Genomic DNA, 16169 nt, shown 5'->3' on the forward strand with positions numbered 1-16169 from the left:
TCGACTCGTCCAGTTCCAACGTCCGCTCCTTTGAGCGTGAACGACCGTTGCCGGATCCGGTATATAGACCGACGTTTCCCGACCGCATCGCGATGCCCTGCGACGCCGCGGTCGCCCAGCGTTTGACAACGCATTCTTTTTGCTAGCTTAGCCAGTGGTTGGCGTCACGTACGCAATTTGGCACCAAACGCCAAACGGATGTCCGGTGACGGCCGGGTTTCGGCCTATCTAAGAAGAGAGAGGTTGCCGGCCAGCAGTGCGGCAGGAGACTGGCATCACACCAGTGAGAGTTCTCCGCTGCCATTTTCGCTGCGACAGCTAATCCATCAAAAAAAGCGGACGCCCGCCAAGACGCCCGCCACCTGGGTGGGTAGACTGGGCAACCTTCGCGGCACAATCCTTTGCCAAGCAAAACGATCACACGAGCTTTCATCATGAACCATTATTGGCTCCGCTTCCTGCTAGTTCTGCTGACCGTTTGCGTTTGTGCCCCGACGGTCTCCTTAGGGAACGATTCCGAAAGCAACACCGCGACCGCCGACAGTGCCAAGCTGGCTGCCGACGTGAAAGAACTCTTGCGATCACGATGCGCCCAGTGCCACGGCGATCAACAAACCACCGCCGATCTGAATGTGCTCGAGCATGAATCCTTGCTGGCCGACGAACAGGTTGTGCCCGGCGACGTCAGCAGCTCTCGGTTGTATGAAATCATGATCGAGCAGGATGAGGACCTTCGGATGCCCAAGGGTGCACCACCGCTGGCGGAAAACGAACTTGCCATGATCCGTCACTGGATTGAATCGGGCGCCCCCAAGTTTCCTGAAGACATTCAACAGCCCACGCAAACGTCGCCCGACTCCTCGCTGGAACACTTAGCGGGTGTGGATTACGTGCTGCAACAAATCCTGAACCACCAACGATCGTTGCCGACTGAAAAGCGACTTCGGATGCGATACTTCAGTTGCAACCATTTGCTATCCAATGGAGCCACGCGAGAACAACTGGATCTGCAACGCAAGGCTCTCGCCAAAGCCGCCAACCACTTGTCGTACCAACCCAGTATTGCGCCACTAACGGTAGTCGATGGTGAAACGGCAACCGTTTTCGCGTACGACCTGCGAGACCTGGGCTGGCACAAGCAACCGTATCGACATGCATCCAACGAAGCGAACCGGGCGGACTACAACCTGTTCGATTTGGTGTTACTGGAATATCCATATTCCATCGTCTACCAGGCCTCTGAAACATTCGACCGAATCGTTTCGGAATACCTGGTTCCTGCTGGCATGGTTCGCCCGACGCCTTACGTTCGCGTCGATTGGTTTTGCAGCGTCGCTTTGCAACCCGATTTGTATCACGACCTGTTGCAATTGCCCCGTCACATTCATGAACTGGAATCGAGACTGGGTGTGGACGTCGCGGGCAATATCCGCGATGGAGTAGCACAACGGGGCGCGGTCGCCGTGTCCGGGGTCTCGCAAAACAATCGAGCAATCGAACGCCATCCGGCTAAGGCGGGAGCTTACTGGAAGAGCGTTGACTATGCATCGAGCAAGGGCCGTGACAACCTATTTGCCGATCCGATCAACTTGCATGGAGCGGGCGGTGAAATGGTTTTCACGCTCCCCAATGGCCTCAACGGCTATTACCTAGCCACCGGCGACGGCGTCCGAATCGACTCCGCTCCCACTTCGATCGTGACGGACAAATTTGCCGAAGACAAAACCGTTCGCAATGGTTTGGCGTGTATCCGTTGTCATGACCGTGGGGTGAAACCGTTCCGCGACGCAGTGCGTCCTGCGGTGATCGATTTGCCAGGAAGCTACGGGTTCGACAAACGCCGAGTCGCGGAACTCTATCCGCCCTACGAAGAAATGAATGCCTTTCTGGAACAAGATCGCAACCGTTTTCTCAACGCAATGTTGCAAGTCAACGGCGACGAGTCCAGCGACGAAGCGTTAACACCCGTCGCCCGTAAGTTCTTGGATGCACCGGTCAGTTACCCGATTGCGATTGGTGAGCTAGGACTTAAGAAAGGTGACGCGTTTTCAGGCATGTTCCGCTCGCCCACGTTTGCCGGGGCCGGTCTCGTCGCACTCAGCAACAACGGCATCATCCGCCGCGACATGTGGGAAGATTACTTCACGACCGTCGTCGAATTCTTGGGACTGGGTATTCCGGTTGCTCCCATCGATGGCACCACGCGTCCTGACTATGGGCTCGATGACAGCCCACTCAAAGTAACCCTGAAGACGAACCGCAAAAACAATCTATTCACTCCTGGCGACGAACTCGTCATCTCCGTCGTGAATGAAGGCCACACCAACTTGCATGTCGAACTGGTCGGCACAGGCACCAAGGGCGAAAAGGTCGTCTTGGTGCCCTGCGGCAAGATTCTTAAAGCAGGCGAAACACTACGCTTCCCTGAGACGGGTTCGCTGAAAGTACAGTCCGCGTTGGGCAACGAATCGATCACCCTGTTTTGCAGCAACGACGAATTCCCCAGCGGCAAGGTGCTTCGAGCGAAGGACATCGCCGACCGATTCGTCCATCCGTTCTACTCCATGACCGCCTCCGGTTCGGCTCATCACCTAGAACACTCCGCCAGCCAAATCCAAAAGCAGACGATCACGATCGAAACCCGCTAAACCGGAACGCTACCACTTGCCCAAAGTCCTGATCGAGAAGTTTTCACCAATTCTCGGCAGTGCGTTTTGCGATGGACCAGTGGCAGATGGACGTTGCTAACCAACACCACCGCGCGTACCGGAATGCGGCTCGAAAGCGACGATGTTCAGCCGAGCCATCTCTGATACGAACACAGGATGGCCAACCCGCAATTGCTAGCAAAGCCATCTCGTTCGCGAGTTTTGGCATTTACCGCGGTTTTGCTTCGCCGCGGGTCACATTGACATCAGGCCCCGGCATTTGTTAGTTCGCACTTAAGTCAATTTAGAAACTTTTTGCCAACGATTGCCTGACGCGAACAAAACATTGAAACGCCTCGCCGATCCATCCGCATTGCGAATCGAAAACGCACCGACTTTACGACGATCCATCGTCGTTTCTCGGGGCTGGGTGCGTGCGTATGGCTGCGTTGCTTGGGCAAGCGTCGCGATGATTAGCCTTTCGCTAGTCGGGTGCCGTGGACGGGCTCACGAGGACCTGTATCGTCAAAAGTTGCAGCAAGAAGTGCGGATTCTTGAAGATCAGCTTTACGAAGCGGATTACGAAAACCGCGTCCTGATCGACAAGCTTCGCCGCGAACGAGCCTCGCAGTCCGAACGCGAGGAAAAACGTGCTCGCTCTCGCCGCGCCGATACGTCCGATCGCGGCAACTCAGCAAACCAATTGCGTTCGTCAAACGATGCCTACCACAATGATCTGGGCAACGGTTTCGACGATCCACCAGTCAACGACGCCTTCCGTCCGCGAGGCACGTCGGATACGCCGCTAACGGACCCACGAGACAATTCGAACCAGGGCAACGGCAGCTCAAGTCGCGATCGCTCATCGACACGGGAGCCATCCAAAACGGAAGTCCCGAAACCCAAACCCGACCCACGTGCCAACACACCTAAGTCAACGTCGCCTCGCGACCCGGGCGAGCTATTGGACATTGACGACCTAGTCGATCCCGGCACGCTCGTTGATCCGGGAACGCCAATGGATCCAAGTGATCTCGCCGACCCCAGCGAACTGGTCGAGCCAGGCAAACCAATGGATCCCGGTAAATTTGTCGATCCTGGCAAGTTGGCCGACCCGGGCAAATTGACCGACCCAGGCAAATTGGTCGATCCGGGCAAACTTGTTGACCCCGGCACGCTCGTCGATCCCGGTCAATTCCAAGGCAATGGCTCAAGTGGTTCCGGGAAGATGAAGATTCCCGATTTACTGCCGCCTCCTGGTGGACCAACACCGCCAGGCCCTGGCGACCTGAAGCTAGATCCAATCGAACCTGGAATGCCGCTTCCGCCCAATGCACCCAACGGACGTCCTGATGGACCGCCCGGCAAAATTGATTTGCCGTTCGGCTTGAACGTACTCGGAGGCCTGGGGCGCGTTGCCGGCTCGGCGCCGCAAATTGAACTTCGTCCAGCAAAGATCCGCATCGACGTGACCTCCAGTCAAGTGAAAGTGGTCGACGATGGTACCGGAGACTCCGATGCAATTACCACCGAAGGTGTCGACTTGGTCATCCGAGCGGACGACCCGTACGGGCATCCGATTGCTTTGTTAGGCCGCGATCACGATCCAACCGAAAAGCTGAAGGACGCGACTTCCGTCAAAACGCGATCGCTTCCTAAGCAGCCCACTTACGTAAGCGTGATCGCGTTGGACGCCAGCAAGACTGGTGAAGACGCGAAACTCGGACGTTGGGATTTCGACACCAACCAACTTCGTGAACTCGAAACACTCAGCCGCACCAACCATGGCAACGGCTACGCGACCACGGTTCCGATTCGGTGGAAGGGTCGCCTACCCGAAGGTGATTCCGTGGTCTTTTTCGCAAGACTTCGCTCAGGCACTTCGGACCTACGCAGTGATGGTGAAATCAGCCTCAAGAAGCAACCTTCGGTCGCGGGCTGGCTGCCACGTCGCTAAAAAAGCCGCTACTTTCGCGCTAGAATCGCCGCAGTCACCAGCGAAGTTTACGCTGCCGACGTTCACGGCGCACGATGCTCACGAAACACTGGGCTATCGATCACCGCAGCAATCGTGTCGACAATGCGATATTCATGATTCGCCGATTGAGCGAGAATTCGTTCAATCGCCGCTGCATCTTCGCATTCGGCTCCGTTGGCATAGGCAAGCAGCTTTTCAATGAAGCAGCGAGTGAACTGTTCTTGGTTTGCTGGCGACTTCATTAACGCTCGGAATCCCACAATGTCCTCGTAGCGTTTCCCGCTGCGGAATTGCGCAGACGCGTCAATCGGCATCGTGACCGGCTTCTTAGCTCGCTTTTTCTTCTTTGGGACCTTCGCTTCGGAAAGGTCACCTGCAACAGCCTGCACGTATTCATCTCGCCAACTACCGACGGGATCAAAGTTCTCGAACGCGTATCCGTACGGATCAATACTGCGGTGGCACGACGCACAGGTTTCCTGGGCGATGTGCGCGTTCAGGATTTCTTTGATCGTCTTGGCTTGCCGGACATCCGGCTCTTTAATCTCGATATCGCCTGGCGGTGGCGAAGGCTGAATCCCCATGAAGTTTTCCAGCACATAGACAGCCCGGTGAATCGGCGAAGTCCCAAGGCTGTCCGCCGTCAAAGTTAAGAACGCGCCCATCCCCAGCAACCCACCACGACGCTGGTCGGCAAAGTGATATTTGCGAAACTGTGAATCTTGGACCACGTCGTCGACGTCGTAAACCTTGGCGAGATCCGCATTGATGAACGAATAGTCCGCAGTCAACATTTCTGGTAGCGGCATGTTCGTCTGGATCGCGTGGCGAAAGAACACTTTTGCTTCCTTGATCATGTCATCGCTAACACTTTTGCGATGGTAGTGCGGATAGAGGTCCGGATCCGGCGCCATGAAATTGATCCGGTCCAACTGCAACCAAGCTTGCGGAAACTCTTCCAAAAATTCGTCGGCCTTGCCGCTTTTGAAGTACGAGTCGACCAAGTTGCGAACCGAGGCAAAGTCGCTGAACTTTCCTTGAGCAGCTTGATGTCGCAATTCTTCACTGGGCAATGTGCTTGCGAAGAAGTAGTTCAACTTGGTCGCGAAAGAATCGGCAGCGGTTCCTTCTTCCGGACTAATCAACAAGAACGAGGGCGAAACAAGCACCGCCACGATCCCCTCCTTGATTGCCTGCAGGTCACCCATCTCTTCCTGTTGAGACTGGACCAAACGCACGATCGGTTCAAGCTCATCATCGCTAACTTCGCGGCGCCACGCCCGTTCCGCGATCGTCCTCAATATTTCTCTTGCATTCGATACCCGCGGATTCTCGCCGATCAACGCCACTTGTCGCTCCGGCGGCCATGAACGATAGATCGGGCCCTCCACAACCGCGTTGTAAACGCGCGGTCGCGGGCCACGCCAATGGTTCACCCAATGGCTCCAGTGACCGGGTTGATCGCTGCGGTTCTTCGAACGCGGAACCTGCTTTGCCACAACCTGTTGATAGAGCTTCGGTTGATGCTGCTTGATGTAGTCGTGGGCGATGCCATGCTGAAACTTGAAGTTCCCATTGTTTCGCTGACGCAGTCCATCGGTGGGATACGAAAGTTCAATTCGTGTTCCTTCAGCCAACCATTCAACCAGCGAAATCTCCTTCACATCGTGATCTGGAAGATCAAACGTGCGAGTCCGATCGCCGAGGTGAAGCCTCAACTGAATGGGATCATCGTCATAGACACCGGTCTGTTCCGCGTCGTAGTAACCTCGATCAACTCCGGTCGCACGCACCAAAACTTTGTAGTAACCCGATGTCGGTATCGATGGCAAGTTCTCGAAGGACATCCGCAATCGGATATCGCGAAAATCCAAACTGTCGGCATTCCGAATTCCATTCTCCTTTCGTCGCTGGTTCTGGGCCAGCGATGACATCCTCAACTGATCCGACATCACTTCGTAACGAACCGTGGGCGATCGCTGGCCGGACAAAATGGTGGCGTCGATCGTCTTGCGAACCGCAGCCAAATACTGTTCCAGGTGGTACTCGCTAATCCCAAGGGCATCACCATTGGTATCAAACCCGTCGTGCAACGTGTCGCCAATCAAGTTGCCCAGCGGGAAATGCGTACCCGGATCCTCGATCCCCAAAGCATCACTGATACTGTTTGCGAATTCGCGATTGTTCAAACGCCGAGTGGGTAAATCTAGACTTCGATCGGTCGGTTGGTCATAAGCCAAAATTGCACCGCGAATGAACTCAGCCAACTCGTGCCGTTGAGCATCGGTGATATCCGACTCATCGCTGGGCGGCATGTCACCAAGCGAAACATAGTCCATGCTCGCTTGCCACCAGTGCTGGTTTTCACCGGTGACGCCTTTGCCGAGCATCTCCAGATGGAAGTCGCCTTCCGGTTCATCGCCTTGATGACACTTGCCACAGTGTTCTTTAAGCAACGACAAATCGGATGCATGCAAACACGTCGCCCCGAACAAACCTCCCAAGATGCCTGCCACCTGTAAAACTCGCGTGATGCGATGATGGCTTTGTACTCGCTTATGCAAAATCAAAGGTCCCCGTACTTAAGTTGAACGTGTCCCGTTCGATGCCGAACCTCTGCAACAAGGTGACGTACAAATTGCACAGCGGCATGTTCTCGCCGCTGGAGTTACGGGTATCGACATGCCCAAGGTGCCCAAACCCTCCGCCCGCAACCAGAATCGGCAAATTGCGATTCGAATGCGTGCCGCCATAGCCCATGCCGCTGCCAAACAGAATCACGGTGTGATCGAGCATCGAACCATCGCTATGAGGCTCGCGGATCTGATCAAGCTTCTTCATGAAACGCGAGAGCTGTTCAATTTGGAATCGTTCAATTGCCACCAACTCTGAAACCACTTGTTCGTCTTTGCCGTTGTGGGTGCACGCGTGGTAGCCACGATTGACACCGTTGACATCCGTGTATCCCAGCTCGTTTGGGAACGCGACGGTGGCAACCCGAGTCAAGTCAGTTTGGAATGCATAGGCAACCATATCGAAGATCGCGTTGTATCGGTTGATGACCGTGGCTTCCCCTTCGAAATGTTGCGAGATGTCGTACTTCGGTTTATCGCGTTCGGCCCATTGCTCTCGAGTTTGCAAGCGACCTTCGAGTTCACGAATCGAATTGCCAAACTGATCCAACCGCTGTCGATCAGCCGCCCCCGCTTTGGCTCGCACACCTAAGAACTGCTCTTTGACCGCGTCCAGGATGCTTCCGTTACGTGCAATTGTTTGTCGTTGCTGTTGTTTTTCTTGTTCGCTCAAGTTCATGAACAAGTGGTCAAACAAACGTTGCGGATCAGTGAACGGCTTCAACTCGACTCCGTTGGCATTCCACGACATCTTGATGCTGGCTTGCAAGGCGGCATGAATCGAGTCGTAACGAACCTCGCCACCAACATGACGAGCGATCAACTGATCAAGCGATAGGTTCTTTTCAGGATAAGCGTAACTGTTTTCGGGCAGCACGCCGCTCAAAAACGAAAGCTCGCGACCGTGTCCACTCTTCATGCCATGATCGGTATGGGAGAAAACCGTAAAACGATCCTTGGCCCACTCCAACGGACTCAGCGTTTTCGAGATGGTGTAATCCCGGCCAAACTCCTTTGGAAAGAAGTTCGGTGGATGCATCCCCAACGGGTTTCCCACCACCAGAAATCGCATCGGCGGCTTTCCAACCGGTGCGGCAACCGCATCGCGATTGGCTTCCAAAGCGGGCAACGCCAACGCGCCCCCAAAGCCTCCTAACAACGAACGTCGCGACACGGACATACAAAACACCTTTGCCTATGCGGAATGTGGTGGTCGGCCCTGCTGCTAAGTAGCGGCAAACCGAAGATGAGCATCGGGCGGGAACGTTCCAATCAGCTCAAACTCAGGGCCCTGTAAAACACTCTGTCCCGCTGCCGATCTCTCCTTTTAACGTAATACAGCCACCAACGCCGCATTCTACATTTGATTGCTAAAAATCCGGGATTTGTGGACTCCGGTTCCTCAATCACCACGATCAGCCGATCACAAAGCCGACGTCTGCCAAGCAGACTATTTCGATGCTTGGCGATGTTTGCGGCGATATTCGCCTGGCGGCTCACCCGTCTCCCGCTTGAACACCGCGCTCAGCCGCTCTTTGTGCTGGTACCCCGCCTTGGGAGAAATCTGTTCAAGCGTCATGTCGGTCTCACGCAACAATTGCTTGACCCGATCGATTTGCATCGCGGTGATTTGATCGTGAGGCGTTCGCCCCAAAACATCTCGAAAGCGACGTTCCAGTTGACGACGCGACAAAGATGTGAACTCGCATACATCGTTGACGTTGATTCCTTCACACGCGTGCAACCGAATAAAGCGGCACACGCGGGCGAGTTCTTCATCTTCCACGGCGATCACCTGCGTCGACACACGTTCGGCAACAAACTGCGGCGGTACGTAATCAATTTCAACCTCGGGCCGCAGCCCCATCAACATCTGATTGAGCACCTCGGCCGCTCGATAGCCTACGAACTCGGCATTGGGGCGGACGCTGGACAAAGTCGGATCGCAAAGCAGACAAAGTGCATCGTCATCATCGACGCCAATAATCCCCAGATCATCTGGGACTGCAATGTCTTCTTTTCGGCAAGCGTTTAAGACCTGTTGGCCGCGGATGTCATTGCAGACAAACAGTCCTGTCGGGCGTTTCAGCGTCGCAAGCCACTGCGACATTCGGCCAAAGTCCGCCATGCCGGACTGCTCAATCGCAGTCAACGTGTCGCTCGGTTTGCCCGGCGTTTCGTAGACCGATAGCTGACAACCGGCGTTCCGAACCAAATCGCGGAAATGACGCAACCGTTCTTCGGAATACTCCGCGAACCGGAAGCCACAAAAAGCAAATTGCCGATAGCCGCGTTCCAACAGATGTTCGAACGCCATCTCCGCAACCCGTCGATTGTCCGTTGCGACTTGCGGGATCCCGTCAAACTTCCGGCTACACCGAACATCAACAATTGGCACGTTCAGCTTACGCAAAGGGCCGACGGTCCGCGAATCCAAACGAGCGATCACGCCGCTCAACTTCGAGCTACTCAACCAATCCGGGATATCCGAATCCAACGTCATTTCTTGAGCCAACAGCGACCAATCCGCTTGCGTTCGAGCATACAATGCAATGCCCCGTAGAAGCTCACGCCCGTAGGCGCGCGACCCTTCGACGAGTAACGCAATTCGTGGTCGTGATTTCTGCTTCATCGCCTGTCTCGGTAATCCAGTCATCGCTCGTCACAGCGACGCAAATCCGTACTTTGGTGTCGCATTCTATTCTCGCAGATGGCCTTAATGTATTTAAATTTGGCCGAAAAGCCAAACAGCGAGCGACGCATATTGTTCTCCCTGTAAATTTTGCTCGCTTTTACTAGCGTCTGGCCAGGATCTTTGACGAGACTCATCGGCGGCATAGGCCCCCGATAAATTGGCCGTGCATACTCTACTTCTCCCCCAACGAGGAACTTGTTCATGAGCGCCAACCAAACATCACCGAGCGTCTTTAGTGGTGATCTTCCCAAAATCGGCATTCGTCCCACTATCGACGGTCGTTTGGGTGGTGTTCGTGAATCACTCGAAGACCAAACGATGGGTTTGGCTGGACGCGTTGCCAGCATGATTGAAGCGAACATTCGCTACCCCAATGGTGATCCGGTGCAGTGCGTGATCGCGGAAAAATGCATTGGCGGCATCGCCGAAGCCTCCGCTGCAGAATCCTTGTTCCGCCGCGAAAACGTCGGCGTCTCGCTGACCGTCACGCCTTGTTGGTGTTACGGATCGGAAACGATGGACATGGATCCACTGCGTCCCAAAGCGGTCTTTGGTTACAACGGCACCGAACGTCCTGGCGCGGTTTATCTTGCTGCCGCGTTGGCCGGCCACACCCAAAAGGGCATCCCGGCCTTTGGTATCTACGGACGCGATGTCCAAGAAGCTGGCGACGAAAACATGCCAGCCGATGTTCAGGAAAAGATCTTGAACTTCGTGCAGTGTGGACTCGCCGCCGCCTTGATGCGTGGCAAGGCGTATCTTTCAATGGGCGGAACCTCAATGGGTATCGCTGGATCGATGGTTGATTTCTCGTTCTGGGAAAAGTGGCTGGGCATGCGTGTCGAAGACATCGACATGAGCGAGTTTGCCGGACGAATGCGAAAGGGCCAATACGACCAAGCCGAGTTCGAAAAGGCGTTGGCCTGGGTCAAGGAAAATTGCCCTGAAGGCGACGACTACAACACCGAAGATCAAAAGCGATCCCGCGAAGTCCTCGACACGGAGTGGGAAGACAACGTGAAGATGTCGCTGATCGCTCGCGACTTGATGGTCGGCAACCCGAAGTTGGCCGAAATGGGCCTGGGCGAACAAGCACAGGGGCACCAAGCGATCGCAGCCGGTTTCCAAGGTCAACGTCAGTGGACCGACCACTTCCCCAACGGGGATTTCATGGAAGCGATTCTGAACACATCGTTTGACTGGAACGGCAAACGTGCTCCTTACATCGTTGCCACTGAAAACGATGCACTCAACGGTGCGACCATGTTGTTCGGTCACTTGCTGACCAACACCGCACAGGTCTTCGCTGACCTCCGCACGTACTGGAGCCCCGATGCGATTTCGCAAGTTTGCGATGGCTACCAGCTCGAAGGCCGCGCTTCGGACGGCTTGTTGCACCTGATCAATTCAGGCCCCGCCACATTGGACGGCACCGGACAACAAAGCACGCCCGACGGCACGCCGACGATGAAGCCGTTCTGGGACATCAGCGATGACGAAGTCGAGAAGTGTCTCAAAGCGACCACGTGGCACCCATCGGTCACCGAATACTTCCCCGGTGGCGGCATGAGCACTCGGTACAGCACCCTAGGCGGGATGCCAGCGACGATGACCCGAATCAATTTGGTCGACGGTCTTGGTCCAGCTCTGCAAATTGCGGAAGGCTACACCGTCGAGTTGCCAACCAAGGTTCACGACGTTTTGGATCAACGAACCAACCCAACCTGGCCAACGACTTGGTTCGCTCCCACGCTGAAAGACTCGGGCGTGTTCCGGTCGACTTACGAAGTCATGAACAACTGGGGTGCCAACCACTGCGTCATGACGGCTGGTCACGTCGGACACCTGTTTATCACGCTGGCATCGCTATTGCGAATCCCAGTTTACATGCACAACGTCGAAGAAGACCGCGTGTTCCGCCCCAGTGCCTGGACCGCGTTCGGCACCGACAACCGGGAAGCAGCCGACTTCCGCGCCTGCCAGAACTTTGGCCCTCTGTACGGACGCGTCTAGGTCACCGCAAACTCGGCACTTCCGACATCCCAACGGCATCGGTTTCGGCTCACCCCGCAAACCGATGCCATCACCCCAATCGAATAATTAAATGGCTCAATCCGAAACTCTGAACGAACTTCTCGAACTGTCACACTTCTTGGGCGAAGAGCATCGTGATCTCGCCATTTTGGGTGAGGGCAACACGTCGGCCAAATTGGACGACGAATCCTTCCTGGTCAAAGCCAGTGGTAGCTGCCTGCAGACGCTGGCTGCGGACGACCTGGTCGCTTGCCGCTTCGATTCGTTGTTATCGATGTTGGATAAAGACGATCTGAGTGACCAAGACATTGAAGACCACCTTTTCGCGTGCCGCGTCGACGACAAAGCGAAAAAACCTTCCGTCGAAACGCTCTTCCACGCCTACCTGCTTTCGCTACCCGGTGTCGAATTCGTTGGCCACACGCACAGCATCGCGGTAAACCAAATCCTGTGCTCGCCTCTGGCCCAGAAGTTCGCGACCCAAAAGCTGTTCCCTGACGAAATTGTGTGCTGTGGAGCCGAATCGGTCTTCGTCCCCTACACCGATCCAGGCTTGCGATTGTCACAAGTGATCCGCACCAAAACGCAAGCCTTCATCGATCAATACGGCGCGCCGCCGCGAGTCATTTTGCTGGCCAACCACGGCATTATCACGCTAGGCAAAACCACCGGCGCCGTGAAAGCCGCTATGCTGATGGCACACAAGTCAGCACAAATTTTCGTAGGGGCTGCCGCGATGGGCGGACCGATCTTCCTGAGCAACGAAGATGTGGGCCGAATCGCCAACCGAATCGATGAGCACTATCGCCAAAAGGCTCTCAAACTATGAGCGAAAAGTACTACGTCGCCTGTGACCTGGGTGCCGAAAGCGGCCGGGTCATCCTTGGTTCGGTTACCGATGGGAAGCTGTTTCTGGAAGAGATTCACCGGTTTCCTAATAGTGCCGCGCGAATCCAAAATTCACTGCGTTGGAACGTGCTGGGGATTTTTGAAGAGCTAAAAAAAGGCCTGCGTAAAGTCGCCGATCGCGACATTTCGGTATCCTCGCTAAGCGTGGATTCGTGGGGCGTCGACTACGTACTGTTCAATGAAAACCAGCCCATGGTTTCATTGCCGTACCAATATCGGGACTCACGCACTGAGCGGACATACGATGCGGCGATCGAAAAGGTCGGACGTGAAAAGATCTTCAGCGAAACCGGCATCCAGTTCATGTCGATCAACACGCTGTATCATTTGATTGCCGACGTGGAGGACAACTCGGCGTTGCTGGACGTGGCCGATCAATTTCTGACCATCGCGGATTACTTGAACTATTTGTTCAGTGGAGTTGCTCGCAACGAAGTCAGCCTCGCGAGCACGACACAGATGTACAACCCGACCACGGGCAATTGGTCGGACGAACTGATCGAACAGTTCAATCTTCCAGCTCGATTGTTCCCGCCCATTGTCGCGTCGGGGACTCGGTTGGGGCCGCTGACGGAAGATTTGCAAAGCGAAACGGGACTGCAAAACGTCGACGTCATCGCCACCTGTTCGCACGATACCGGTGCGGCCGTCGCAGCGGTACCGGCTGAAGCGGGCGATGATTGGGCCTATCTGAGCTCGGGCACTTGGTCGCTGATTGGGGTCGAACTGGCACAACCACTGATCAATGAAAAAGCACGGATTGAGAACTTCACCAACGAAGCTGGATTCGCCGGAACGACTCGATTCTTAAAGAATATCGTTGGGCTGTGGTTGTTGCAGGAATCTCGACGGTCTTGGATCCGGCAAGGCCAAGAATACGGGTACGGGGAACTGAACCAGCTTGCCGAAGAAGCCGAGCCGTTCCGCAGCCTTGTCGACCCAAACAATGCGGCGTTCATGAGTCCGTCGGACATGCCCACCGCGATCGTTGACTTTTGCAAAAAGACAGGCCAAGTGGCTCCCGAAACCCCGGGTCAATTCACCCGCTGCATTTTGGAAAGCTTGGCACTGTTATATGGGCAAACACTCGATACCCTTGAAAGCCTGACTGACCGTAAAATTAGCAAGCTGCATATCGTCGGCGGCGGCAGCCAAAGTACGTTGCTAAACCAGTTTGCTGCCAACGCGACGGGCCGCACCGTAATGGCCGGCCCCATTGAGGCAACCGCCGTGGGAAATGTCCTGATTCAAGCGGTGGCGTTGGGCGACCTCGATTCGCTTAGCTCAATCCGTGACCTTGTTCGGAAGTCATTCCCGATCGAAACATATCCACCGGAATCGTCGACAGCCTGGCAAGAGGCTCGTCAGCGATTTCAAGAATTCGCGTCAATCACCTGATATTTCAAATTTTTTGGCATCGAAAGGCCAAAAAAAGCTTGGCTGACTGGGAGTATTACCAGCTTGGTGCATACATCAAGCATCCAGTTACCCGCACTCGCTAACCTAGTCGATTTTTAAACCTGTCCCTCCAACCTTCAGTCCCCACGGGTTCTTTCATGTCCACGACCGTTGCCAGAACACTTTTGCCGGAAGTTGAATCGTTCTTGAGCCGTGATTCGCACGGAAGCTTCGTGGGCGGAAAGCCTGCATCGTGCAAGAGCGGTTCCACTATTGCCACCACGGACCCTGGATGTGGCGAAGTTCTCGCCGAAGTGCTGGAATTGGATTCCGACGAAGTTCACGCGGCCGTTGACGTCGCCGACGCTGCTTTCCGAAACGCGCCTTGGGCTAGCATCCCAACGAACGAACGGTCCGCGATGATTCATCGCCTTGCCGATGCAGTCGAAAAACACAAATTCATCATCGCTCAAATTGAGTCTCTCGATGCGGGCAAAGTGGAAACGCAAGCTCAGGGTGACGTGCAAAACTTCGCGGACACGCTTCGCTACTTTGCGGACATGGCCCAACACATGAACCCGCGAACCACACTTGCGGTCAAGGGACATGAAGCGTGGACGATTCGCAAACCTTGGGGAGCCTGTGCATTCATCTTCCCTTGGAACTTCCCATTTCTCTTGATTGGTTGGGGCATTGCTCCTGCACTCGCCGCCGGTAACACGGTCGTGATCAAACCCGCCGAAGACACTCCTTTGTCAGCGATCTATTTGGCCGAACTTGCCAGGGAAGCTGGGATTCCCGATGGCGTGATCAACGTGGTGACCGGTCGCGGAGCAACCGTCGGTGCGGCTCTGTCATCGAATCCAAAAATCAAACGGATGTCGTTCACCGGTTCGCCTGAAGTCGGCCGCCTGGTAGGCGAAGCTTGTGGCAAGAACCTAGTGCCCGTCAAACTGGAACTGGGTGGTAAGGGTGCCGCAGTGATTTTCGACGACGTCGATGTCGCCGAGACCGCTACCAAGCTTTCCGCTGCCATCACTTTTCACGCGGGCCAAGTTTGCTGCGATGCAACACGTTGGCTGGTTCATAAAGACATCTACGACGAATTCGTCAACCAATGTGTAGACCGTCTTTCCAAGGTCAAAATTGGGTACCAACTCGATGGCTCGACTCAAATGGGACCGGTTTGCAACGCGAAACAACGCGAACGCGTCCTCAACTATCTTGAAAAAGGACAAGCACAGGGGGCTGAGTTCTTGCTCGAAGGCGGACCTGCAACGGTCGACGGATATGATGGGCACTTCGTTAAACCCGCCTTGCTGGCCGGTTCGTTAGACAACGTTGCCGCTCAGGAAGAAATCTTCGGCCCGGTCGCTTACTTGGCTCCATTCGACGATGAAGCACAAGCCATCGAGATGGCGAACCATACCGTTTACGGACTCGCCAACAGCGTCTGGACGACGGACCTGGGGCGAGCCGCTCGGGTTGCGGAATCCATGATCGCCGGCAATAGCTGGATCAACGCTCACAACGTCTTCGCCCACGGTGTCCCTTACGGCGGCGTCAAGCAAAGCGGTGTCGGTGGCGGTGTGCTATCACCGGAAACTTTGATGGACTACTACCGCAGCACCTCCGTGGTGCGTCCGCTGGGTTAAGCTTTTGCAGTCATCCCTGAATCTGCGGCCCCGGCTGCAGATTCAGGAAAACTAGCTTCGCCTTTACTTGCACAGTCAGTGCAAACGCGCCGGCTCGATCCTGATTTACGACGCAGCATCAGTTGGTGCTGATGGAACCGCCGACCGATACACTCCTTTGGCGGCGAAGCTTCCAACGCGAAATGCGTTTCGCTGGACAAGGTGGTTCACTGGACAAGG

At 55.2% G+C, this 16169-nt stretch carries 9 protein-coding genes; 6 read left to right on the plus strand and 3 right to left on the minus strand.

Going from position 1 to position 16169, the window contains the following annotated elements; translation table 11 throughout:
- Nucleotides 1-434 precede the first annotated feature (434 nt).
- Together ACR3ZL_RS18830 and ACR3ZL_RS18835 are read left to right on the plus strand one after the other, a co-directional pair.
- Nucleotides 435-2648, plus strand: coding sequence for a c-type cytochrome domain-containing protein (locus ACR3ZL_RS18830; protein ID WP_486172870.1), 2214 nt, complete (start codon nucleotides 435-437; stop codon nucleotides 2646-2648).
- 346 nt (nucleotides 2649-2994) lie between these two features.
- Complete coding sequence (locus tag ACR3ZL_RS18835; protein ID WP_473651559.1) at nucleotides 2995-4605, plus strand: hypothetical protein; 1611 nt, start codon at nucleotides 2995-2997, stop codon at nucleotides 4603-4605.
- Between the two features lie 62 nt (nucleotides 4606-4667).
- Here the strand turns inward: ACR3ZL_RS18835 and ACR3ZL_RS18840 are convergent, their stop codons facing one another.
- From ACR3ZL_RS18840 to ACR3ZL_RS18850, 3 genes are all read right to left on the minus strand, one after another.
- Nucleotides 4668-7142 (minus strand): DUF1588 domain-containing protein, encoded by a 2475-nt coding sequence (locus ACR3ZL_RS18840; protein WP_473651558.1) that lies wholly within the window; start codon nucleotides 7140-7142, stop codon nucleotides 4668-4670.
- 40 nt (nucleotides 7143-7182) lie between these two features.
- Nucleotides 7183-8439, minus strand: coding sequence for a DUF1552 domain-containing protein (locus tag ACR3ZL_RS18845; protein WP_473651557.1), 1257 nt, complete (start codon nucleotides 8437-8439; stop codon nucleotides 7183-7185).
- Between the two features lie 270 nt (nucleotides 8440-8709).
- Nucleotides 8710-9891 (minus strand): AraC family transcriptional regulator, encoded by a 1182-nt coding sequence (locus tag ACR3ZL_RS18850; RefSeq protein ID WP_473651556.1) that lies wholly within the window; start codon nucleotides 9889-9891, stop codon nucleotides 8710-8712.
- Between the two features lie 264 nt (nucleotides 9892-10155).
- Between ACR3ZL_RS18850 and ACR3ZL_RS18855 the strand changes: the two genes are divergently transcribed.
- From ACR3ZL_RS18855 to ACR3ZL_RS18870, 4 genes are all read left to right on the plus strand, one after another.
- On the plus strand, nucleotides 10156-11967 hold the full coding sequence (locus tag ACR3ZL_RS18855) for an L-fucose isomerase (RefSeq protein ID WP_473651555.1): 1812 nt from the start codon (nucleotides 10156-10158) through the stop codon (nucleotides 11965-11967).
- Between the two features lie 91 nt (nucleotides 11968-12058).
- On the plus strand, nucleotides 12059-12817 hold the full coding sequence (locus tag ACR3ZL_RS18860) for a class II aldolase/adducin family protein (RefSeq protein ID WP_473651554.1): 759 nt from the start codon (nucleotides 12059-12061) through the stop codon (nucleotides 12815-12817).
- Nucleotides 12814-14295 carry a rhamnulokinase gene (locus tag ACR3ZL_RS18865; RefSeq protein ID WP_486172871.1) on the plus strand — a complete coding sequence of 494 codons (1482 nt, stop codon included), beginning with the start codon at nucleotides 12814-12816 and terminating at the stop codon, nucleotides 14293-14295. The genes ACR3ZL_RS18860 and ACR3ZL_RS18865 overlap by 4 nt, the downstream gene beginning before the upstream one ends.
- 158 nt (nucleotides 14296-14453) lie before the next feature.
- Entirely contained in the window at nucleotides 14454-15950 is a 1497-nt protein-coding gene (locus tag ACR3ZL_RS18870; protein ID WP_486172872.1) for an aldehyde dehydrogenase family protein, read from the plus strand.
- Nucleotides 15951-16169 lie beyond the last annotated feature (219 nt).

Source organism: Rhodopirellula sp. J20-39 (assembly GCF_057365095.1).

Excerpts from the sequence above, each read along its gene's own strand:
- ACR3ZL_RS18830 (WP_486172870.1), top strand. The coding sequence starts at position 435 with ATGAACCATTATTGGCTCCGCTTCCTGCTAGTTCTGCTGACCGTTTGC.
- ACR3ZL_RS18845 (WP_473651557.1), bottom strand. The coding sequence starts at position 8,439 with ATGTCCGTGTCGCGACGTTCGTTGTTAGGAGGCTTTGGGGGCGCGTTG.
- ACR3ZL_RS18850 (WP_473651556.1), bottom strand. The coding sequence starts at position 9,891 with ATGAAGCAGAAATCACGACCACGAATTGCGTTACTCGTCGAAGGGTCG.
- ACR3ZL_RS18855 (WP_473651555.1), top strand. The coding sequence starts at position 10,156 with ATGAGCGCCAACCAAACATCACCGAGCGTCTTTAGTGGTGATCTTCCC.
- ACR3ZL_RS18860 (WP_473651554.1), top strand. The coding sequence starts at position 12,059 with ATGGCTCAATCCGAAACTCTGAACGAACTTCTCGAACTGTCACACTTC.
- ACR3ZL_RS18865 (WP_486172871.1), top strand. The coding sequence starts at position 12,814 with ATGAGCGAAAAGTACTACGTCGCCTGTGACCTGGGTGCCGAAAGCGGC.
- ACR3ZL_RS18870 (WP_486172872.1), top strand. The coding sequence starts at position 14,454 with ATGTCCACGACCGTTGCCAGAACACTTTTGCCGGAAGTTGAATCGTTC.